A 20,087-nucleotide genomic window follows, 5' to 3' on the forward strand; every position below is an offset into this window, starting at 1 on the left:
GCCGGGACGAGCGTAGCGAACCGTGCATTCCGCCCCACAGGGCCAAACAGGCTATTTCGTCACCGCGAACCGGCGGCGGCCTTCAGGCAGTCCACCATGGCGTTGCGGGCTTTTTCGCCGGCGGACGGCGCCGCGGCCTGACCGTTCAGGAAGGCGGTGCGCTCTTCCTCGGTCGCGTAGGTGACGTACCAGTCAGCGAGACAATCGACGGCCTGGTCCGGGGTTCCCTCGGTCCTGGGGTCGGCCTTGAGCTTCGCGACGAAGGCATCGCGGGCGGGCGGCTCGTCTCCACAGGCGGCGAGCGTTCCCGCGAGGACCAGCGCAACGGCCACCCCGGTCAGCCGGGCGAGTCGGGTCATCAGGCCAGCGTAGCGGCGGAAGCAAGAGGCACCGATGTGGTCCGGACCACTGTTCGGGCCTCCGACGTCCACAATGGACTGATCCGGGTGCCGGTGCCCCGGCGAACCGGGGCACCGGACCGGCCGGCGGCGCCACCCCCACGGGTGCGGGCACCCGGCGCCGCCCGCCACGTCTGAACCTGTTCGCTCAGACCACCACCGGAGCAACGTTAGCGGTCCGCACGGCCGCCGGGCCGACTTCCCGGGCGCCCCGGCAACCAGGGCCCACACCAGCGGAAAGCCGTCGGCGAGCACCACGGCGGACCCGGCCGGAGCGGCAGTTTTGCCGCTCGGCGGGCCCGCCCGGCGAACTTCCCCGAAGCGTTGCGCAAATCGGCGTTTTATGACCTCCCGCGGGGGCCGTTACGGTCGGATCCATGGAGTGGAATTTTGCGTCGGCCGAGGACCTCATGGCCGCTCTGCGTGCCGGTGAAGTGACGTCGGTGGAGCTGACCGACGAGACGATCGCCCGGATCGAGCGGGACGACAAGGTGATCAACGCGATCTGCGTGCGCGACTTCGACCGGGCCCGCGCCGCCGCGCGCGCCGCCGACCAGGCGCGCGCCCGCGGCGAGGACCGGCCGCTGCTCGGTCTCCCGGTGACGGTCAAGGAGTGCTACAACATCGCGGGGCTGCCCACGACCTGGGGGATCCCGCCCCACCGGGACTACGTGCCGGCCGAGGACGCGGTGCAGGTGTCGCGGGTCAAAGCCGCCGGCGCGGTGGTGCTCGGCAAGACCAATGTGCCACTGGGGCTGCAGGATCTGCAGAGCTTCAACGAAATCTACGGCACCACCAACAACCCGTGGGACCACGAACGCACGCCGGGCGGGTCCTCCGGCGGGTCGGCGGCGGCGCTGGCGGCCGGCTTCGGCGCGCTGTCGCTCGGCACCGACATCGGCGGCTCGCTGCGGACCCCTGCGCACTTCTGCGGTGTGTACGCGCACAAGCCGACCCTCGGGCTGGTGGCGAACCGCGGCATGGTCCTGCCGGGCACGCCGGCCCTGCCGGTCGACCTCGACCTCGCCGTCGTCGGCCCGATGGCGCGCACGGCCCGCGACCTCGAGCTCCTGCTCGACGTCATGGCCGGGCCGGACCCGTCGACGCACGGGGTGGCGTACGAGCTGAACCTGCCGCCCGCGCGCCACGACCGGCTCGACGGCTTCCGCGTCCTGGTCCTCGACGACCACCCGGTCATCCCGGCCGGATCCGCCGTCCGGGCGGGCGTGAACCGGGTGGCCGAGGCCCTCGCCGACGGCGGCGCCCGCGTCGAACGGCACAGCCCGCTGCTGCCCGACCTGACCGAAGCCGCGACGCTCTACACGCAGTTGCTGTTCTCGGGCACGGTCGCGCAGTTCCCTGTCGGGGAGTACGACCAGCTGCGGCTCCAGGCAGCCGCCCTGGGCGAAGACGACCGGACTCTCGACGCGACACGGCTACGCGCGATGGTGTTCACCCACCGCGAATGGCTGGAGGCGAACGGCCGCCGCGAGCTCCACCGCCACGGCTGGCGGCAGTTCTTCGCCGAGTTCGACGCCGTGGTCTGCCCGGTCACGCCGACACCCGCGTTCCGGCACGACCACAACCCCGACCTGCTGGCCCGCCGGATCGACGTCGACGGGGTGGAGTTCCCGTTCTTCGACCAGCTCGTCTGGGCCGGCCTGGCGACCATGCCCGGCCTGCCCGCCACCGCCGTCCCGGCGGGCCGGTCCCCCGAGGGCCTGCCGGTGGGCGTCCAGCTCATCGGCCCGATGTTCGAGGACCGCACCCCGCTGCGGCTGGCCGAACTCCTCGAGCAGAAGATCGGCGGCTTCCAGGCACCGGCGTAGGACGGCCCGGCATCGGCGGCGGGCACAGTGGCCGTGCCTGCCGCCCGAGCCGAGCGCCTTCCGGTCAGAGCAGCTCGAGCACGTACACGGTGACCCGGCGACGGCGGGCGGCAGGCTGGCCTGGCCGGCGGCACCACCGCCCGCAGTGACGCGAGCGACTCGACCTCCGCCGACACGCGCAGTGCCGGGTCCTGCTCCAGCTTCCGTCTCGTTTCGGCCCGCTTCAGCGGCGATTGCTCGGCCAGCAGGAGTTCGGTCCAGCGGGCCGGCGCCGGTTCCGCCTGGGTGTGTTCGCACTCGGATGCCACTTCGCTCCCCAGTCGCAAAAGTCTCGTGCCCGCGGCGGGGCAGGTCCGCCAGCCATCGTGTGGACCGGCGCTCAAGGAAGGTTCAAGGACCGCTGCACGAGCCAGGGTGCCTCTTCGCGGCCCGAGCCGCTTCGGACTCCGGTTGGCGCCGATCGGGTGAATCGCCGGCCGCGAGCTCAACGGCGACGGCGCACCGGGCGTGCCGGTCTCGACGAGCCGGTCGCCGGAAGGAGCGGGGATGAGGTCGAGCAGGACGAAGACGGGTGCGGTGCCGGGGTGGCGTGCACTCGCCGGGACGATCGCGGCGCTGTGCGTCGTTCTCGCCGGCGGCGCCGAGGCGTCGGCGACGCCCCGGGCCGAACAGTGCGGGTTCTGGGAGGGCGGGCCATCGGCCTTCTACACCCACTGCACCTCCGACGGATCCCACATCCAGATCCGGGTGGAGCGGGAGAACGGCCTGTCCGGCTACTACAGCTGCGCCTACCCGGGCCCCAACTACCTCGGCTACGCGTCGCAGATCAAGTTCGCCTGGTACACCGGCCGATCCTGCCCGTAGCGCACGCAAGCGCGGCCCGACCCGTGCGGCGCGCGGGGATGTCCTGCGCCGCGCGGTTACCCCGGTTTCCGGCCGATGCGGTTCCGGCGGAGGAAACAGTTCCGCTGGTTGTTGTGGTCGCCGACCTGAATGCCTTCACTGTTCACGAACACGCTGCGGAACTTCTCCGCCGGAGCGGGCGTGATCCGCTCCGGCCGGCGGCCGGCTTCGGGGGCTTCTTTCGCCTGCCGCTGGGTGAGCAGAAGCGCCGCCAATGCCACGACGAACCCCGCAACGCCGGCGACCCAGCTGAGCGCCTCGACCACGAGGCGCGCCGGGTGGTTCCGGTCACTCATCCAGGCCGGCACGCCGAACCGCAACGCCGCCCAAAGCACGACGCCACCGCCGACCGACGAACCGGCCACCCACCACGCGCGACGCCCGCGTTTCGACACGGGTACACCCTGAACCGCGCGGCAACGGAGGCACAAGGTCTTCCGTGGAACGACACCTGTTTGCCACGCCAGGGATTACTCCGCACGACGGATCCGCGGATGACGCCCTGGCGATCAAAGCTGATCTGCCCGATGCTGGTCCGGTGACCGAACCGGAGGAACCGGAGAAGGACCAGGAAGACGATCAAAACGGCCACGGCGACGACGAATCTGTCGCGGGTTGGGTTTTCTCCCTGGCGCGCCAGGACCAGGTCGAGCAGACCGAACCCGACATCGGCCAGCCGCTGATCGAGGCGCAGCGGGCGGGCCGCCCGGTGTACGTGGTGTCCGAGGCCGTCATCGCCGACTGGACATCGACGCAGGCCGCCGCGGTGTGGGCGGAGGTCGCGGACAACGGCGACATCGGGTTTTCGATCTGCGCGATCGATCTCGCCAAAACGCTCGAAGACGCCGGGTTGACGGGCAAGACGCCGGAAAACGTGCTGGTCATCGAGGACTCCGACGGTGTTCAGGCCGGCACTCACAACCGCCAGCTGAACATTCACCACTTCAAGGTGGAACGCGTTCGCGTCTGTCTCGGCCTCGACAGGGCGCTCGCCGATCACCTCGCCGCCGAAGTCGCCACATCCGCACCCCGGCAACCGAATTCAACCGGCACCCTCGAAGGGTTCGACAAAGTCGTCATCCGCAATTCCCGCGGGGTGCAGGTCGGCAACCACAACTACCAGCGCAATGTGTTCCGGCACGTCGTCAAGGGTCTCGAAATGTCGTTGACGGAGCTGCTCACCGGCAACCAGCTCGCCCGGGTCGTCGGCAAACTCCGCGAGCGGCGCATGGGTGCCGCGCGGTCGGAGCTCTCGGGGGCAGTGCGCCGCGCGTTCAAGCGCGACGCGAGCCGGCTCTTCGACGAGCTACCGGACGTCTACAACACCTCCAGCCCGCACATCCCCGGCAGGATCGTGAGGGGGCACGGAACTTTCGGTGATCGAAACGTCCGAAAGTCACTGGAGCGGATCGGCTGGGTGAGCATGGATCGCCGGTCCACCGAGCAACTCGCCGATGACGTCATCGGCGACATACCGCCGAAGGCTCAGCCTGCCGTGACCAACCCGGCGCCCGACTGGATACCCGACTGGCGAAATTCGCCATCGTACGACAAAAGACCGCCAACTACCCCATCGTACGTCGGCGATCCCCGCGTCCCTCCGCCCAGCTCGGCCCAGGAGGGTTTGCCCCCGGTCGATCCGCCGGAGGAACCGGATCTCGGGAACCACGGCCCCGACCTCGGCGGTCTTGGTCTGCGCTGAGCGCTCAGGAACGTTTGCGGCGCAACGAGCCCGCCGCCGCGGCCGCGACCGCTTCGGCCACTGTGGACAGTGACGGCAGGTCGAGCTTCCACTGCTGCCAGTAGAGCGGCACGTCCACCGGCCGGTTCCGCACGAGGGGCACCAGGGTGCCCGCCCGCAGCCCGGGTGCCGCCTGCACCTCCGGCACCATGCCCCACCCGAGGCCGGCCTCGACCGCGGCGACCACCATCTCCGACGCCGGGACGTGGTGCCGCAGCGCGCTCGCCCCGGTGCCGCCGAGCAACCGCACGAACGCGTCCTGCAGGTCGTCGTGGTCGTCGAACACGACGACCGGCGCGGCCGACAGGTCGTCCCGCACTGCGCCGGTCACCCACCGCGCGACGAATGCAGGGGCGGCCAGCGGCAGGTAGCGCAGGGCGCCGAGCGGGCGCACCGAACAGCCCTGCACCGGACTGGCCGAGGAGGTCACCGCCGCCATCACCCGGCCCTCCCGCAGCAGGGTGGTGGTGTGTTCCTGGTCCTCGCGGTGCAGTTCGAAGCAGATCGGCGGATCGGCGGCCACCCCGGCGAGCGCCGGCAGGAACCAGGTGGACAGCGAGTCGGCGTTGACCGCGATCGGCACCCGGACGGGCTCACCGCTCATCCCCAGCTCGGCTCGCGCGTCCCGCTCGAGCGCCGCGAGCCGCCGCGCGAACCGGACCACGACCTGCCCGGACCCGGTGACCCGCACCGGTTTCGTGCGGGTCACCAGCACGCTCCCGGTGCGCTGTTCGAGCGCCTTCACCCGCTGGCTCACGGCCGACGGCGTCACGTGCAGCAGGGCCGCGGCGGCGTCGAACGTCCCGGCGTCGACGACGGCGAGCAGCGTCCGGACCTGGTCCAGCGGCAGATCGGTCATCACGGGAACTGATGTTACGGCGAAATCATCAGCCGACCTGGTGACGCCCGGCCGGTCAGAGCTCCCGCACGTGCAGCAGCGACCGCACGTTCAACCGCCGCCGCACCTGATTGCCGCTCAGCGCGTCCACCACCGTCGCGGCGCCGAGCCAGGCGGCCCCGGCATCCCCTGTGAGCAGCCAGGCGCTGTGGGCCTGCCCGCCGGTTTCGATCCAGTCGTCGACGAACAGCACGCGGTCGCCGCCGCCGAGCAGGTGCTTGCGGAAGCCGAGGCTGAGGTGGCGGTCCTGGTAGTCGGGCGGGGACGTGCGCCGCAGCCAGGCGTCGCTGTCCACCGACGTCCCCCGGTTCTTGGCCACCTCGACGAACCCGACGCCGAGGTGCAGCGCGACCAGCGGGCCCAGCAGGCAGCCGCTGGATTCCGGCCCCAGGACGACCGTGGGCGGCCGGTCGGCGAACAGCTTCGCCAACGCCGGCCCCAGGCCGGCCAGCAGCTCGGGCCGGCGCCACCAGCCCGTGACGTCGGCGTAGCAGGACTCGTCCGTGCGGTCCCCGCGCCAGGCGAAGGCGCGGCGGAGCCCGGCCTTCACCTCTTCCAGCCGCACGTCTCCGGACATGAGCCGATGATCGCCGCGACGCCGTGCCCCGGGCAATCGGATTACCGCAGCTACGCCGGCAGCCGCTCCGGAAGGCCGAGCCGCGGGAACCGGCCGGCGTCGAAGGTGGTGATCTCGGCGATCGCGCCGCCGGTGACGCGCAGCACGTCGATCGTCAGCGACCGGAACGCACCCGAATCCTCGTGCCACAGGTAGAACGCCACCGCGGGCTGCCGGTTCACCGGCGTGGGGACGCCGCGCAGCCGCCCGAGGCTCTCGAACCCGCTCTCGATCCACTCCTCCACCACCGCGGCACGACCGGCCTGCAGGCCCGGCGTGGGCGGCATCGAGCAGCGGACGTCCTCGCGCCCGTCGACGTCGACGGCCACGCTGGCCTCGGTGTAGCGGCGCACCAGCTCGCGCGTCCCCGGCAGGTCCAGGCCCCGAGAACGCCGGCTCCTCCAGCCGCGGGTCCACGCTCGTCCCGTCATGCTTCCGCCATGCCGTGGCCATCGCAGGTATGACGGTCACGGCCGCGGAAACTCAGCACGGGTGGCGGGCCGGCGCCGCGGCTACGGCCGGCCGGTGGCCGCCTTCGCTCGATAAGTCGACTTCTTCGCCTGGTTGCCGCACACGCCCATCGAGCACCACCGCCGCGTCCCCGGGCGGGAGGTGTCCAGGAACAACGCCCCGCAGCGAGCTCCCTCGCACCGCCGGACCCGGGCGAACTCCGGCGACGTCACCAGCTCCAGCGCGTCGCGGGCCAGCAACGCCAGCATCGCCGACGCCGGATCCCCGGCCTGCCAGCGCAGCTCCCCCGACGGCGTCAGCGCGGGCGCCGGCACCGGCAGCGCCGCCACCCGGTTCAGCCGCTGCCGGGTCGACGCGCGCGCCGAAGCCGTCAGCAGCTCGTGGATCGCCTCGCGGATCACGCGGGCTTCCTCGGCCGACGCCGGCCGGACCGGGGCGGCGAAGGGACCGAACCGGTCGATCCACGCCCCCCACGCCGCGGCGTCGGGCAGCTCCTCGGCCTCCGACGGCGTCCCCCGGTACCGGAGCGTCCGGATGAAGTCGAGGCACAGCCGGCCCGCGCCCGAGCGGAATCTGTCCGTCATACGGGTCACAGTACGCCGGAACCGGTTTGACTGGTACCGTCGGGAACCGATCAAACCGGTTCCAATTGTGGGGGCACGCATGACCGAGACCGAGCAGAAGGCCCCGCCCGGCTGGCTGGTGCTGCTGCTGGCCGTCTCCTGTGGACTGACCGTCGCGAACCTCTACTACGCCCAGCCGCTGCTCGCCGAGCTGCGGCAGACCTTCGGGATCGGCGAGGCCGCGGCGGGCGGCGTCGTCACCGCCACCCAGATCGGGTACGCCGCCGGCATGCTGCTGCTCGTCCCGCTGGGCGACCGGCTCGAGAACCGCGGGCTGGTCGCGACGCTGCTCGCGGTCGCGTGCGCCGGGCTGGTCGCCACCGGGGTCGCGCCCGGGTTCGCCGTGCTGCTCATCGCCTCGCTGGCCGTCGGGGCGGCGTCCGTCGTGGTCCAGATCCTCATCCCGTTCGCCGCCGACCTCTCCCCCGACGCCATCCGCGGCCGGATCGTCGGACGGGTCGTCAGCGGGCTGCTGTTCGGGATCCTGCTTTCACGCGTCGTCGCCAGCCTGCTCGCCGAGGTGACCGGCTGGCGGGTGGTGTTCCTGATCTCGGCCGGGGCGATGGCCGCGCTCGCCCTCGTGCTGCGGTTCATCCTGCCGCCCCGCGCGCCGAAGACCGACGTCCGCTACGGCGAGCTGCTCCGCTCCACCTTCGCCATGGCGCGGAAACACCCGGCGCTGCGCCACCGCGCCCTCTACCAGTCGGCGATGTTCGGCGCCTTCAGCGCGTTCTGGACGACCATCGCCTTCGTCCTGACCACGCCGCCGTTCAACTACTCCCAGCTGGGCGTGGGCCTGTTCGCACTGGCGGGCGCGGCCGGCGCCGCGGTGGCCCCGCTGGCCGGGCGGTGGTCGGACCACGGCCACGGCAGGCGGCTCACCGCGGCCGCCTTCGTGCTCTGCGCCGCGGCCTTCGCGCTCGCCGGGTTCGGAGCGCACAGCGTCGTCCTGCTGGCGATCGCCGCGATCGCCATCGACACGGCGGTCCAGGCCACGCTGGTGACCGGGCAGCACGTGATCTACCAGCTCGACCCGTCGGCCCGCGCCCGCGTCAACAGCGTGTACCTGGGGACGTTCTTCATCGGCGGTGCCATCGGCTCCCAGGCCGGCTCGATCGCCTACCACCTCGGCGGCTGGACGGCGGTCGTCGTGTTCGCCGGCGCGCTCCCGGTGCTCGGGCTGGCGGGGATGACGCGCACCCGCGTCTAGGAAAACACCTCGCCCCGCGCGGCCACCCACTCCGCGTACGTCGTGCCCGGCCGGCCCAGCAGTTCCTCGACGACGCCGGTCGGCACCTGCGGGTGCCGCAGCGTCTCGGCGAAGCCTTCGAGCAGCCACCCGACGGCCGTTTCCGGGACGCCGTAACCGATCCACTGCGCGCGCTGTTCCGCCGGGGTCAGCTCGCGGAAGCGGATGTCCTTGCCCAGCACCGAAGCCAGGGTCTCCACCTGCCCGCGCAGGCTGATCGCTTGCGGTCCACTGAGGACATAGGTGGCGCCGGCGTGCCCTTCGGCCGTCAGCACCCGGGCGGCCACCGCCGCGATGTCGCCGAGGTCGATGGGTGTCTGCGTCGCGTCGCCGTAGGCCATCGCGACCTCGCCCGCGCGGACCATCGGCGCCCAGTCGAGCGTGTTGTTCATGAACACGCCGGGCCGCAGGAAGGTCCAGGCGAACCCGGCGTCCCGGACGGCGGCCTCCACGGCGGCGTATTCGTGCCCGCTGGAGCCCTCGTGCTCGTCCCCGACGCTGCTGCCCGACAGCGCGACGACCCGCTCGACACCCGCGTCGGACGCCAGCTCGCAGAACCGCCGGACGGTCCGCGCCATCGGCGCCAGGTACACCGCCGAGACACCCTTGAGCGCGACCGGCAGGGTCGACGGCCTCGCCAGCGACCCGACGACCACCTCGGCCTCCGGCGGCAACTGCGCGCGTTCGGGGTCGACGGTCAGCGCCCGCACGGGCACGCCGGCCGCCAGCAGTTCGTCGACCACCAGCCGGCCGACACTGCCGGTCGCCCCCGTCACCAGGATCGTCATGAGCACCCTCCTCGTTCTCGTATGCCGTACGAGATCGTACGGCATACGAGAACTCCGGTGCACGAAAAAGCGAACTTCAGGAGGTGATGGTCGGCAGTTCCGGTGCCGCGACGTCGTAGACCTTGCCGTCCTGCGTCAGCAGGGCCGCCAGGACCTTGGCCTTGCGGTCGGTCTGCTCCGCGGTCCCCCAGCGGACGATCTTCCCGTTCGCCAGCGTGAACTCCACGCTCGCCGGCGTCTTCGCCGTCGCCGTCGTGACCTGCTTGAGCAGCTGCTCCGGGATCACCCCGAGCACCGCCGTCACCGCGCGGGTCACCGGGTCGTCCGCCGAGACCTTCGGCAGCTTGAGCTCCGGCAGGCCCGGCGGGCGGGCCGAAACCGTCTTGAACACCACGCCGCCGCCGTCGACGAGGTGCACGCCGTCGCCGCCCGGGCCGCTGTCGAAGAAGGCGATCGCCGTCCGCTCGGTCACCGTGATCTCGACCGTGTTGGGCCACGAGCGGGACACCTCGACCGTCGCGATGCCCGGCATCGCCGCCACCCGGTCGCGGATCTCGTCGGTGCTCAGCCGCAGCATCGGCTTGTCGGCCGGCACCGCCGCCACCGTGCGGATCTGGTCGGCGGGCACCGTGCGGGACCCGCTGACCGAGACGTCCTGCACGCCGAGCATCGAGCTGAAGAACAGCAGGTAGACCAGGGCCACCACGGTGAGCACGGACAGCAGCGCGACCCACCGGCGGCGGATCTCCACCTGCCGGTTGGGCCGGTTGCGCGGGCTCGGCTTGGTGCGCTCGGCCCGCGTCCGGCGGCGCTCCTCCTCGGAGCGCCGCCCCCGCCGTTGGCGGGCCAGGGCGGCGCGATCCGGGACGTCCTCTTCCGAAGCGGAGGAGGACGGCGGGCGGCGTTCCCTGGTCGGACTCATGGCCTCAGCGCTTGTCCAGCTCGGCGAGGATCTCCGGCCCCAGCTGCGTGACGTCACCGGCGCCCATGGTCACCACCAGGTCGCCCGGCTTCGCCAGCCCGGCCACCAGCGGCGCGGCGACGTCGAACGCCGGTTCGTAGTGCACCGACGCCGTCACCTGGTCGGCGATCAGCGCGCCGGTGACACCCGGCTCGGGCTCCTCGCGAGCGCCGTAGACGTCCAGCACGACGACCTCGTCGGCCAGCGACAACGCGGCCGCGAACTCCGCCGAGAACGCCTTGGTCCGTGAGTACAGGTGCGGCTGGAACACCACGATCACCCGCCCGGACCCGGCCGCCGTGCGCACCGCGCGCAGCTGCGCGGCCACCTCGGTCGGGTGGTGGGCGTAGTCGTCGTAGACGCGGACGTCGCCGGCCCGGCCCTTGAACTCGAACCGCCGCCGCACCCCGCCGAACGCGGCGAGTCCTTCGACCATGCCCTCGACCGGCGCCCCGAGCTCGATCCCGGCCAGCAGCGCCGCGACCGCGTTCAGCGCCATGTGCTCGCCGGGCACGGCGACCCGCACCGACAGCTCCGAGCCGTCGAGCAGCAGCCGCACGATGCCGCCGTCCGGCGCCGGGACGTAGTCCAGGACCCGCGCGTCGGTGGCCGTGCGGCCGTAGCGGCGGACCCGCACGCCCAGCTCGGCGGCCTGCTCACCCAGCTCGGCGGCCGCAAGATCGTCGGCGCAGACGATCAGCAGCCCGCCCGGCACGATCCGGCTCACGAACTCGGTGAACACCTTCGTGTACGCCTCGGCCGTGCCGTGGTGGTCCAGGTGGTCCGGCTCGACGTTCGTCACGACCGCGACCGACGGCGAGTAGGTCAGGAACGAGCCGTCGCTCTCGTCGGCCTCGGCGACGAACACGCCGCCTTCGCCGTGGTGGGCGTTCGCGCCGGACTCGTTGAGGTCGCCGCCGATGGCGAACGACGGGTCGAGCCGGCAGTGCTGCAGGGCCACGGTGAGCATCGACGTCGTCGACGTCTTGCCGTGCGTGCCCGCGATGCAGGCGACGCGGTGGCCTTCCATCAGCCCGGCCAGCGCCTGGGCCCGGTGCAGCACCGGGATGCCCGCTTCCCGGGCCGCGGCCAGCTCGGGGTTGGTCTCCTTGATCGCCGTCGAGACGACCACCGCGGACGGCGGCTCCGCGAGCGACGCGATGTTCGAAGCGTTCTGGCCGACGAACAGCTCGGCGCCCTGGGCCCGCAACGACAGCAGCGCGCGTGACTCCTTGGCGTCCGAACCCGACACGAACGCACCCCTGGCCAGCAGGATCCGCGCGATCCCGGACATCCCGGCGCCGCCGATCCCGATCAGGTGCGCCCGGCGCAGCTCTTCAGGCAACTCAAGCACCGGCGGCCTCCAAGACGATCCGGGCGAGGGTCTCGTCGGCCTCGCGGTGGCCCATGCCGACCGCCGCCGCCCCCATCTTCGCGACACGGTCGGCGTCGGTGACCAGCGGGACGACCAGTTCGGCGACCTTGGCCGGGCTGAGGTCGGCGTCGTCGACCATCAGCGCGGCGCCGGCGTCGACCGCGGGGCGGCCGTTGGTGGCCTGCTCGCCGTTGCCGATCGGCAGCGGGACGAACACCGCGGGCAGCCCGACCGAGGTCACCTCGGCGACCGTCATCGCGCCCGAGCGGCAGATCGCGACGTCGGCCGCGGCGTAGGCCAGGTCCATCCGCTCCAGGTAGGGCACCGGCACGTACGCCGGCTTGCCCGGGAACTCCTGCACGACCAGCGTGTTCTTCGGCCCGTGCGCGTGCAGCACGCCGACACCGGCGTCCGCGAGGTCCTTCGCCGCGCCGGACACGGCGGCGTTGATCGACTGCGCCCCCTGCGAACCGCCGAAGACCAGCAGCGTCGGCGCGTCCGGGTCCAGCCCGAAGAACTCGCGCGCCTCGGCCCGCAGCGCGGCCCGGTCCAGCGCGGTGATCGACCGCCGCAGCGGGATCCCGACGACCTCGGCGTTCGGCAGCGTCGTCCCCGGGACGGCGACCGCGACCCGCGCGGCGAACCGGGCACCGACCTTGTTCGCCAGGCCGGCCGACTTGTTGGCCTCGTGCACGACGATCGGGACGCGCCCGCGCGCGGCCAGGTAGGCGGGCAGGGCGACGTAGCCGCCGAAGCCGACGACGACGTCCGCGCCGACGCGCTCCAGCACCTCGCGGGTCTTGCGGACCGAGTCGCGGACCTTCAGCGGCAGCTTGACCAGCTCCGGCGTCGGCTTGCGCGGCAGCGGCACCGGCGGGATCAGCTCCAGGGGGTAACCGCGGGCCGGGACCAGCTTGTTCTCCAGGCCGCGCTCGGTGCCGAGGGCGACGACCTTCGCGTCCGGGCGCAGCCGCATGACGGCGTCGGCCAGGGCGAGGGCGGGTTCGATGTGTCCTGCGGTGCCACCTCCGGCGACCACCACCACCGGCGCCTTGCCCGCGGCTGATCGCTCGGTTCCCTTGACGGGCTTACTCACCTATGACCTCTCCGGTTCGCGGTACTCCGGGTACCACGGCTCGCTGTTGTCCGCGCGGCCCCGCCGCGAGACGTGGCCGTGCTCGTCCGTGCCGCGCTGCGGCGCACCGGTTCGCGGACCGACCTGCGTCGTTCCTGTGCCGGGGCGGGCCGGGCCGCACGGGGCGCCGGCCGGGCCGCCTTGGCCCCACTTCGCCCCGCCGCCTTGCGCGTGGCGGGCGGGCGGTACGGGTCGGGCGCGGGCAGCCGCAGCAGACGCCCGAATTTACCCGGCCCCTGTGTGCGCAGTGCGGCCACCGCCTCCGGTTCGTGCCGGGCGGCGTTCGCGAGCACGCCCATGATGAGCATGGTGATCACCAGCGAGGTGCCGCCGTAGGAGATGAGCGGCAGCGTGACGCCGGTGACCGGCAGCAGGCCGACGACGTAGCCGATGTTGATGCCGGCCTGGGCCACCAGGAACACCGTCAGCGTGCCGGAGACGATCCGGATCCACGGGTCGATGTTGCGGGTGGCGATCCGCAGGCCCACGATCGCGACCCCGCCGAACAGGGCGAGCACGACGACGCAGCCGATCAGCCCGAGCTCCTCGCCGATCAGGGCGAAGATGAAGTCGTTCTGCACGTTCGGCAGGTAGCCCCAGTTGGACGTGCCCTGGCCGAGCCCTTTGCCGAGGAAGCCGCCGTCGGCCAGGGCGAGCTTGGCCTGGTTGGCCTGGAAGCCCTCGGCGCTGACGTCGGCGTCCGGGGACAGGAACGACATGACCCGGGCGAGCCGGTAGGGCGCGATGACGGCCAGCACGAGCACCCCGGCCAGGCCGCCGGCGAGGATGACGCCGAACAGCCGTTTCGGGGCGCCGGCGAACCAGAGCAGGGCCAGCAGCACCACGGCCAGGGTGACCGTGCCGCCGAGGTCGGGCTGCAGCATGACCAGGGCGAACATCAGCAGCGCGATCGGCACCACCGGCACCAGCAGGTGCCGCCACTGGTGGATCACGTTGTACTTGATCACCAGGATGTGGGCGCCCCAGAAGGCCAGCGCGACCTTCGCCGCTTCGACCGGCTGGAAGGTGAACTCGCCGATCTTGAACCAGCCCTGCGAGCCGTTGACCGTCGAGCCGAGCGGGGTCAGCACGAGCACCAGCAGGCCGAGGCAGATCACCGTGGCGGTGGCCGACATCCGCCGGATCCGCTCCAGCTTGACCCGCAGGCCCAGCCAGAACACCACCGAACCGAGCGCGACGAACACCAGGTGCTTGACGAACAGCGAGTACACGCCGCTGCCGGTCTTCGGGTTGTAGGAGGCGACCGAAGACGCCGACAGCACCATGACGATGCCGATCACGGTGAGCACACCGGTCAGGGCGAGCACCAGGTGGAACGACGCCAGCGGCCGCGAGAGCCACGCGGTCAGCGCGGTCCGGACGGCGACGAAGGCGCTCTCCTTGCGCTCGCGGCGCGGCCGCTTCGGCGGCGGTTCGGGCTTGGGCTTCGGCTGGGACTCAGCTGTCGTCACTCGGCTCCCCCGCTGCGTCGTCGCGGAGGACACGCACGGCCGCGGCGAACGCGTCGCCGCGCTCGCCGTAGCTCGAGAACATGTCCAACGACGCCGCGGCGGGTGCCAGCAGCACCACGTCACCGGGCCGAGCCATCGCGCTGGCCGCACTCACCGCCGCAGTCATGGGTTCATCGTCACCCGGACGGAGGCTGTTCACCGGGACATCCGGCGCGTGTCGCGCAACCGCGGCGGCGATCACGGGTGAATCCACACCGAGTAGCACAACTCCGCGGAGGCGGCCTGCGATGCTGCTCACCAGCTCGTCGACCGAGGCACCCTTGAGCTGGCCCCCGGCGATCCACACGATGCTCGCGTGGGCGCGCAGGCTTCCGGCGGCCGCGTGCGGGTTGGTCGCCTTGGAGTCGTTGACGTACCGGACCCCGGCCACCTCGGCGACCTCGACGGCCCGGTGCGGGGCCGGCTGGTACTCGCGCAGGCCCTTCAGCACAGCGTCGGCCGTGACGCCGTGCGCGCGGGCCAGCGCGGCCGCGGCGAGGGCGTTCGCGACGTTGTGCGGACCGGCCGGGCGGACGTCGGTGAGCGTGGCGAGCTCCTCGGCGCTGTTCGCCGGGTCGGCAACGAAGGCGCGGTCGACCAGCAGGTCCTCGACCACGCCCAGTTCGCCGGCACGCGGGGTGTCGAGCTGGAAGCCGACGCGGCGGGCGCTTTCCGGCGCGTGCTCGGCGGCGATGCGGGTGGACCAGTCGTCGTCGGCGTTGTGCACGGCGACCTTGGCGCGGGCGTAGACCCGGCCCTTCGCGGCCGCGTACTCGGCCATCGAGCCGTGCCAGTCGATGTGGTCCTCGGCCAGGTTCAGCACCACGGCCGCGTCCGGGGCCAGCGTCGAGGACCAGTGCAGCTGGAAGCTCGACAGCTCGACGGCCAGCACGTCGTACCCCGCACGGACTGCGTCAAGGGCCGCGTACCCGATGTTGCCGCAGGCCACGGCATTCGCGCCGGCCGCCTTGAGGATCGATTCGAGCATGCCCGCGGTGGTCGTCTTGCCGTTCGTGCCGGTCACCACCAGCCAGGACGGCGGGTGCTCGCGCAGCTGCCCGACCCGCCAGGCCAGCTCGACGTCGCCGATCACCTCGACCCCAGCCTCGGCCGCGGCCACGAGCAGCGGCGACGTCGGCCGCCAGCCGGGGCTGGTGACGACCAGGACGACGTCCGAGGGTGGCTCGGTCAGGCCCGGCACCAGCTCGGCGCCCAGCCCGTCCAGCTCGGCCAGGCGCTCGGCGTTGCCGTCGGTGACGGTGACGCGCGCGCCCAGCTCGACCAGCACCGGCACCACGGACTTGCCGGTGACGCCGGCTCCGGCGACGAGAACGTGACGACCAGCGAAGTCCTGCATGTCAGCCGCCGAGGCCCAGCTGCTCGCTGTAGAACAGGCCCAGGCCGAACATGCAGCAGATCGCCGAGAGCAGCCAGAACCGGATGATCACCGTGGTTTCGGCCCAGCCGGCGAGCTCGAAGTGGTGGTGGAACGGCGCCATCCGGAACAGCCGGCGCCGGGTCGTCCGGAACACCGCGATCTGCGCGACCACCGAGATCATCTCGACCATGAACAGGCCGCCGATGACGATGGCGAGCAGCTCGGTGCGGGTGGTCATGGACAGGCCGGCGACCAGGCCGCCGAGGGCCAGCGAGCCGGTGTCGCCCATGAAGATCTTCGCCGGGGCCGCGTTCCACCAGAGGAACCCGACGCAGGCGCCGGTCGCCGCGGCGGCGACCACGGCCAGGTCCAGCGGGTCGCGGACGTCGTAGCAGGCGGCGGCCGGGGCGTTGGCGCAGGACAGCCGCTCCTGCCAGAACGAGATGACCACGTAGGTGGCCAGCACCATCGCCGCCGCGCCACCGGCCAGACCGTCGAGGCCGTCGGTGAAGTTCACCGCGTTCGACCAGCCGGAGATCACGACGTAGCAGAAGATCACGAAGATCACCGACGGGAAGGTGATCAGCGCGAGGTCACGGACGTAGGAGAGGCTCTCCGACGCCGGCGTGATGCCGTGCTGGTTCGGGAAGTTGAGCGCCAGCACCGCGAAGGCGATGGTGACCACGAGCTGCCCGACCAGCTTCGCGGTCTTGTTCAGCCCCAGGTTCCGCTGCTTGCGGATCTTGATGAAGTCGTCGAGGAACCCGACGATCCCCAGGCCCACCGCGAGCATCAGGACCAGCAGCCCGGAGGCCGTCGGCGCGCCGCTGCGGGAGTTGAACATCCAGTTGATCAGGTGCGCGGCGAAGTACCCGACGACCATCGCGACGATGATCGCGACCCCGCCCATGGTCGGGGTACCGCGCTTGGACTTGTGTCCCTGGGGGCCTTCCTCACGGATCTCCTGGCCGAAGCCCTGCCGGGAGAACACCCGGATCAGGTAGGGCGTGAGCAGGATGGAGATCAGCAGGCCCGCCGCGGCCGCGATCAGGATGCTGATCACGCGTCACCACCGTTCGAGCGATTCTCGGAGTTGTCGGTTTCCCGGGGTTCGAGCAGGGCTTCGGCGACCCGCCAGAGGCCCGCGGCCTTGGAGGCCTTGACCAGCACCACGTCCCCGGGGCGGAGCTGATCATGCAGCAAGGCGGCGGCGGCCTCGACGTCGGGTACCAAAGTGGATTCCTCGCCCCAGGAGCCTTCCTGGAACGCACCCTGGTGCATGGCCGCCGCCTCGGGGCCGATGACGACGAGCTTGTTGATGTTGAGCCGGACGACGAGCCTGCCGATCTCGTCGTGGGCGTTGACCGAGTCCTCGCCGAGCTCGCCCATCACGCCGAGCACGGCCCACGACCGGCGGCCGGTGTCCCGCGTCATCGCCGCGAGGGCCTTCAGGCCGGCCCGCATCGACTCGGGGTTGGCGTTGAAGGAGTCGTTGAGGATCGTCACGCCGTCTTCGCGGGTCACGACCTCCATGCGGCGCGCGGAGCGCCGTTCGAGGGCCGAGAGCCGGGCGGCGATGTCCGACGGCGGCACGCCCAGCTCCAGGGCCACCGCGGCGGCCGAGAGCGCGTTGCCGACGTGGTGCTCGCCGTGCAGGGGCAGCTTGACGTCGGCCTCGCCGGCCGGGGTGATCAGCCGGAAGGACGCGCGGGCCTCGTCGTCGACGGTGATGTTCTCCGCGCGGACCTGGGCGGACGGGCTTTCGCCGACGAACACCACCCGGGCCTTCGTGCGGCTCGCCATGGCCGCGACCAGCGGGTCGTCGAGGTTGAGCACCGCGACGCCGTCCGGCGGCAGGGCCTCGACGAGCTCGCCCTTGGTCTTCGCGATGCCTTCGCGCGAGCCGAACTCGCCGACGTGCGCGCTGCCGACGTTGAGCACGACGCCGATCTTCGGCGGCGCGATCTCGGCGAGGTGGGCGATGTGGCCCGGGCCGCGCGCGGACAGCTCCAGCACCAGGTGCCGGGTCTCGGCGTCGGCCCGCAGAGCCGTCCAGGGGTGGCCGAGCTCGTTGTTGAACGACCCGGGCGGCGCGATGGTCGGGCCGAGCGGCTCGAGCAGCTGCGCGATGACGTCCTTGGTCGAGGTCTTGCCGGAGGAGCCGGTGACGCCGACGACGGTCAGCTCGCCCTCGGCCAGGCGCTGCACGACGTGCCGGGCGAGCTTGGCCAGCGCGGCCAGCACCGCGGCGCCGGAGCCGTCCTTGTCGCCGGTCAGCGCGACCGACCGCTCGTGGGCCTCGCCCGCGGGCAGCGGCGGCACGACGATCGCGGGGGCGTCGACCTCGCGGGCGGCCAGCACGGCCACGGCGCCCGCCTCGACGGCCTGCGCGGCGAAGTCGTGGCCGTCGACCTTCTCCCCGGGCAGGGCGACGAACAGGCCGCCGGGCGTGAGCTTCCGGGTGTCGAACTCCACGGTGCCGGTCACCTGCGCGCCCGGCTCGGCGCGGTGCAGCCGGCCGCCGACGACTTCGGCGATCTCGGCCAGGCTGAGCACGATCACACACTCACCTCGAGTTTGTTGCGGATGGCCGCGGCCAGCTCGTCGCGGTCGGAGAACGGGTGCACGACGCCGCCGGCCTCCTGGCCGGACTCGTGCCCCTTGCCGGCGAGGAAGACGATGTCGCCCGGCCCCGCGAGCGAGACGGCGTGCGCGATGGCCTCGCGGCGGTCGCCGATCTCGATGACCTCGCCGCCCTCGGCGGGCCCGACCGCGCGGGCGCCGGCGAGCATGGCCGCCCGGATCGCCGCCGGGTCCTCGGAGCGCGGGTTGTCGTCGGTGACGATCAGCACCTCGCTGCGCCGGGCCGCGGCCTCGCCCATCATCGGGCGCTTGGCGGTGTCCCGGTCGCCGCCGCAGCCGAGCACGGTGATGATCCGCCCCTCGGTGCGGGCGCGCAGCGCGTCCAGGCCCTGGGCGACCGCGGCCGGCTTGTGGGCGTAGTCGACGACGGCGGTGAACTCCTGGCCGACGTAGACCCGCTCCATCCGGCCCGGCACCTGGACCTGGGCGAGCCCGGCGACGATGTGCTCCAGGCCCACGCCGGCGGTGCTCAGGATGGCGGCGGCGAGCACGGCGTTGGCGACGTTGAACTCGCCGGGCAGCGGGATCCGGGCGGCGGCGCGGGCGCCGTCCGGGCCGTGCAGGGTGAACGTCTGCTCGCCCTGCGGGGTGGCCTCCAGGTCGGTGGCCTTCCACAGGGCTTCGGTGCCCGGGTCGGTGGTGACGGTGATCGTCTGCGGCGTCAGCAGGGCCTGGCCCCACGCGCTGTCGACCACGACGACCTCGTGCGTCGAGCGGCCGTCGAACAGCAGGGACTTCGCGGCGAAGTACTCCTGCATGTCCTTGTGGAAGTCCAGGTGGTCCTGGGAGAGGTTGGTGAACGCCCCGACGGCGAACCGGGTGCCGTTGACCCGGCCCAGCGCGAGCGCGTGGCTGGAGACCTCCATCGGCACGTGCGTGACGCCGCGCTCGAGCATCACCGCCAGCAGCGCCTGCAGGTCCGGCGCCTCCGGCGTGGTGAACCCGCTGACCAGGCGTTCGCCGGCGATCCGGGTCTCCACCGTGCCGATCAGGCCGGTGGTCAGGCCCGCGGCCTGCAGGCCGGCGTCGACCAGGTAGGACGTCGTGGTCTTGCCGGAGGTGCCGGTGACGCCGAGGACGGCCAGCTTCAGCGAGGGCTCGCCGTAGATCCAGGCGGCGATCTCGCCGAGCGCGGCGCGCGGGTCGGCGTGGACCAGGATCGGGACGCCGGCGTCGCGCAGGGCGGGCCGCTCGGCGCCCTCGGCGTCGGTCAGGACCGCGACGGCCCCGGCCGCGACCGCCTGGTCGCTGAAGTCGGCACCGTGGGCGCGGGCGCCCGGGAGCGCGGCGAAGAGGTCACCGGGCAGCACGTGCTGCGCACGCAGCGTGGTGCCGGTGACGGTCAGCTCGGCCGCGTCGGGCGAGCCGGCGATGAGGCGGGCGTCCGCCCTGGCGAGCAGCGTCGCCAGCGGGACCGGGACGATGCGCGCCGGGCGGGGCGGCGCGGGCACCGCTTTCACCGGGCTTTCCGGCACCTGGGAACTGGACGAGGACACGGACACGGCCAAGAGGCTACCGGCGGGCGGTTTCGGCACCCGCACGCGGTACGGCGATTGCGTGCGGGCCGG

Annotated in this window: 19 protein-coding genes; 4 read left to right on the forward strand and 15 right to left on the reverse strand. The window is 72.5% G+C overall.

Translation table 11 applies throughout. The annotated features are described in order from the left end of the window. Positions 1–59: 59 nt before the first annotated feature. Positions 60–359: a hypothetical protein gene (locus tag ACWEGE_RS21405; protein ID WP_449662193.1), complete on the reverse strand. Its 300-nt coding sequence runs from the start codon at positions 357–359 to the stop codon at positions 60–62. Between the two features lie 416 nt (positions 360–775). Between ACWEGE_RS21405 and ACWEGE_RS21410 the strand changes: the two genes are divergently transcribed. After that, complete coding sequence (locus tag ACWEGE_RS21410) at positions 776–2,227, forward strand: amidase (RefSeq protein ID WP_449662194.1); 1,452 nt, start codon at positions 776–778, stop codon at positions 2,225–2,227. Between the two features lie 546 nt (positions 2,228–2,773). Continuing rightward, positions 2,774–3,091, forward strand: coding sequence for a DUF6355 family natural product biosynthesis protein (locus ACWEGE_RS21415; protein WP_449662195.1), 318 nt, complete (start codon positions 2,774–2,776; stop codon positions 3,089–3,091). A gap of 56 nt (positions 3,092–3,147) precedes the next feature. On the opposite strand, the gene ACWEGE_RS21420 is transcribed toward ACWEGE_RS21415, so the two are convergent. Then, complete coding sequence (locus ACWEGE_RS21420) at positions 3,148–3,525, reverse strand: hypothetical protein (RefSeq protein ID WP_449662196.1); 378 nt, start codon at positions 3,523–3,525, stop codon at positions 3,148–3,150. A 44-nt stretch (positions 3,526–3,569) separates the two neighbouring features. Here ACWEGE_RS21420 and ACWEGE_RS21425 point away from each other — a divergent pair, with 44 nt between their 5' ends. Next, complete coding sequence (locus tag ACWEGE_RS21425) at positions 3,570–4,832, forward strand: RIP homotypic interaction motif-containing protein (protein ID WP_449662197.1); 1,263 nt, start codon at positions 3,570–3,572, stop codon at positions 4,830–4,832. A gap of 4 nt (positions 4,833–4,836) precedes the next feature. Here ACWEGE_RS21425 and ACWEGE_RS21430 read toward each other — a convergent pair whose 3' ends face one another. The 4 genes from ACWEGE_RS21430 to ACWEGE_RS21445 form a co-directional block, all read right to left on the reverse strand. After that, on the reverse strand, positions 4,837–5,730 hold the full coding sequence (locus ACWEGE_RS21430; RefSeq protein WP_449662284.1) for a LysR family transcriptional regulator ArgP: 894 nt from the start codon (positions 5,728–5,730) through the stop codon (positions 4,837–4,839). Positions 5,731–5,785: 55 nt separating this feature from the next. Continuing rightward, positions 5,786–6,346, reverse strand: coding sequence for a phosphoribosyltransferase family protein (locus tag ACWEGE_RS21435; RefSeq protein ID WP_449662198.1), 561 nt, complete (start codon positions 6,344–6,346; stop codon positions 5,786–5,788). A 50-nt stretch (positions 6,347–6,396) separates the two neighbouring features. Further along, the gene (locus ACWEGE_RS21440; RefSeq protein WP_449662199.1) at positions 6,397–6,816 is read right to left on the reverse strand and encodes a hypothetical protein; all 420 of its coding nucleotides are present in this window, start codon (positions 6,814–6,816) and stop codon (positions 6,397–6,399) included. A gap of 81 nt (positions 6,817–6,897) precedes the next feature. After that, positions 6,898–7,440, reverse strand: coding sequence for a CGNR zinc finger domain-containing protein (locus ACWEGE_RS21445; protein WP_449662200.1), 543 nt, complete (start codon positions 7,438–7,440; stop codon positions 6,898–6,900). Between the two features lie 79 nt (positions 7,441–7,519). On the opposite strand from ACWEGE_RS21445, the gene ACWEGE_RS21450 reads away from it, so the two are divergent. Next, the gene (locus ACWEGE_RS21450; protein WP_449662201.1) at positions 7,520–8,689 is read left to right on the forward strand and encodes an MFS transporter; all 1,170 of its coding nucleotides are present in this window, start codon (positions 7,520–7,522) and stop codon (positions 8,687–8,689) included. Here the strand turns inward: ACWEGE_RS21450 and ACWEGE_RS21455 are convergent. The 9 genes from ACWEGE_RS21455 to ACWEGE_RS21495 all read right to left on the reverse strand — a co-directional run bounded on the left by ACWEGE_RS21455 (position 8,686) and on the right by ACWEGE_RS21495 (position 19,979). Then, positions 8,686–9,516 carry an NAD(P)H-binding protein gene (locus tag ACWEGE_RS21455; RefSeq protein ID WP_449662202.1) on the reverse strand — a complete coding sequence of 277 codons (831 nt, stop codon included), beginning with the start codon at positions 9,514–9,516 and terminating at the stop codon, positions 8,686–8,688. The two genes, ACWEGE_RS21450 and ACWEGE_RS21455, sit on opposite strands and share 4 nt — an antisense overlap. Positions 9,517–9,592: 76 nt before the next feature. After that, positions 9,593–10,438, reverse strand: coding sequence for a cell division protein FtsQ/DivIB (locus tag ACWEGE_RS21460; RefSeq protein ID WP_449662203.1), 846 nt, complete (start codon positions 10,436–10,438; stop codon positions 9,593–9,595). Positions 10,439–10,442: 4 nt separating this feature from the next. Continuing rightward, positions 10,443–11,831: a UDP-N-acetylmuramate--L-alanine ligase gene (murC, locus tag ACWEGE_RS21465; RefSeq protein ID WP_449662204.1), complete on the reverse strand. Its 1,389-nt coding sequence runs from the start codon at positions 11,829–11,831 to the stop codon at positions 10,443–10,445. Further along, positions 11,824–12,948, reverse strand: a complete 1,125-nt coding sequence (murG, locus tag ACWEGE_RS21470) for an undecaprenyldiphospho-muramoylpentapeptide beta-N-acetylglucosaminyltransferase (protein ID WP_449662205.1) — start codon at positions 12,946–12,948, stop codon at positions 11,824–11,826. The genes murC and murG overlap by 8 nt, the downstream gene beginning before the upstream one ends. Next, on the reverse strand, positions 12,945–14,459 hold the full coding sequence (gene ftsW, locus ACWEGE_RS21475; protein WP_449662206.1) for a putative lipid II flippase FtsW: 1,515 nt from the start codon (positions 14,457–14,459) through the stop codon (positions 12,945–12,947). Before ftsW ends, murG begins: the two co-directional genes overlap by 4 nt. Continuing rightward, the gene (murD, locus tag ACWEGE_RS21480; RefSeq protein WP_449662207.1) at positions 14,446–15,855 is read right to left on the reverse strand and encodes a UDP-N-acetylmuramoyl-L-alanine--D-glutamate ligase; all 1,410 of its coding nucleotides are present in this window, start codon (positions 15,853–15,855) and stop codon (positions 14,446–14,448) included. The genes ftsW and murD overlap by 14 nt, the downstream gene beginning before the upstream one ends. Before the next feature lies 1 nt (position 15,856). Then, complete coding sequence (mraY, locus tag ACWEGE_RS21485; protein WP_449662208.1) at positions 15,857–16,939, reverse strand: phospho-N-acetylmuramoyl-pentapeptide-transferase; 1,083 nt, start codon at positions 16,937–16,939, stop codon at positions 15,857–15,859. Then, positions 16,936–18,438 carry a UDP-N-acetylmuramoyl-tripeptide--D-alanyl-D-alanine ligase gene (locus ACWEGE_RS21490; RefSeq protein ID WP_449662209.1) on the reverse strand — a complete coding sequence of 501 codons (1,503 nt, stop codon included), beginning with the start codon at positions 18,436–18,438 and terminating at the stop codon, positions 16,936–16,938. Before ACWEGE_RS21490 ends, mraY begins: the two co-directional genes overlap by 4 nt. After that, the gene (locus ACWEGE_RS21495; RefSeq protein WP_449662285.1) at positions 18,435–19,979 is read right to left on the reverse strand and encodes a UDP-N-acetylmuramoyl-L-alanyl-D-glutamate--2,6-diaminopimelate ligase; all 1,545 of its coding nucleotides are present in this window, start codon (positions 19,977–19,979) and stop codon (positions 18,435–18,437) included. Before ACWEGE_RS21495 ends, ACWEGE_RS21490 begins: the two co-directional genes overlap by 4 nt. Between the last annotated feature and the right edge of the window lie 108 nt (positions 19,980–20,087).

It is taken from the genome of Amycolatopsis sp. NPDC004747, from assembly GCF_053601335.1.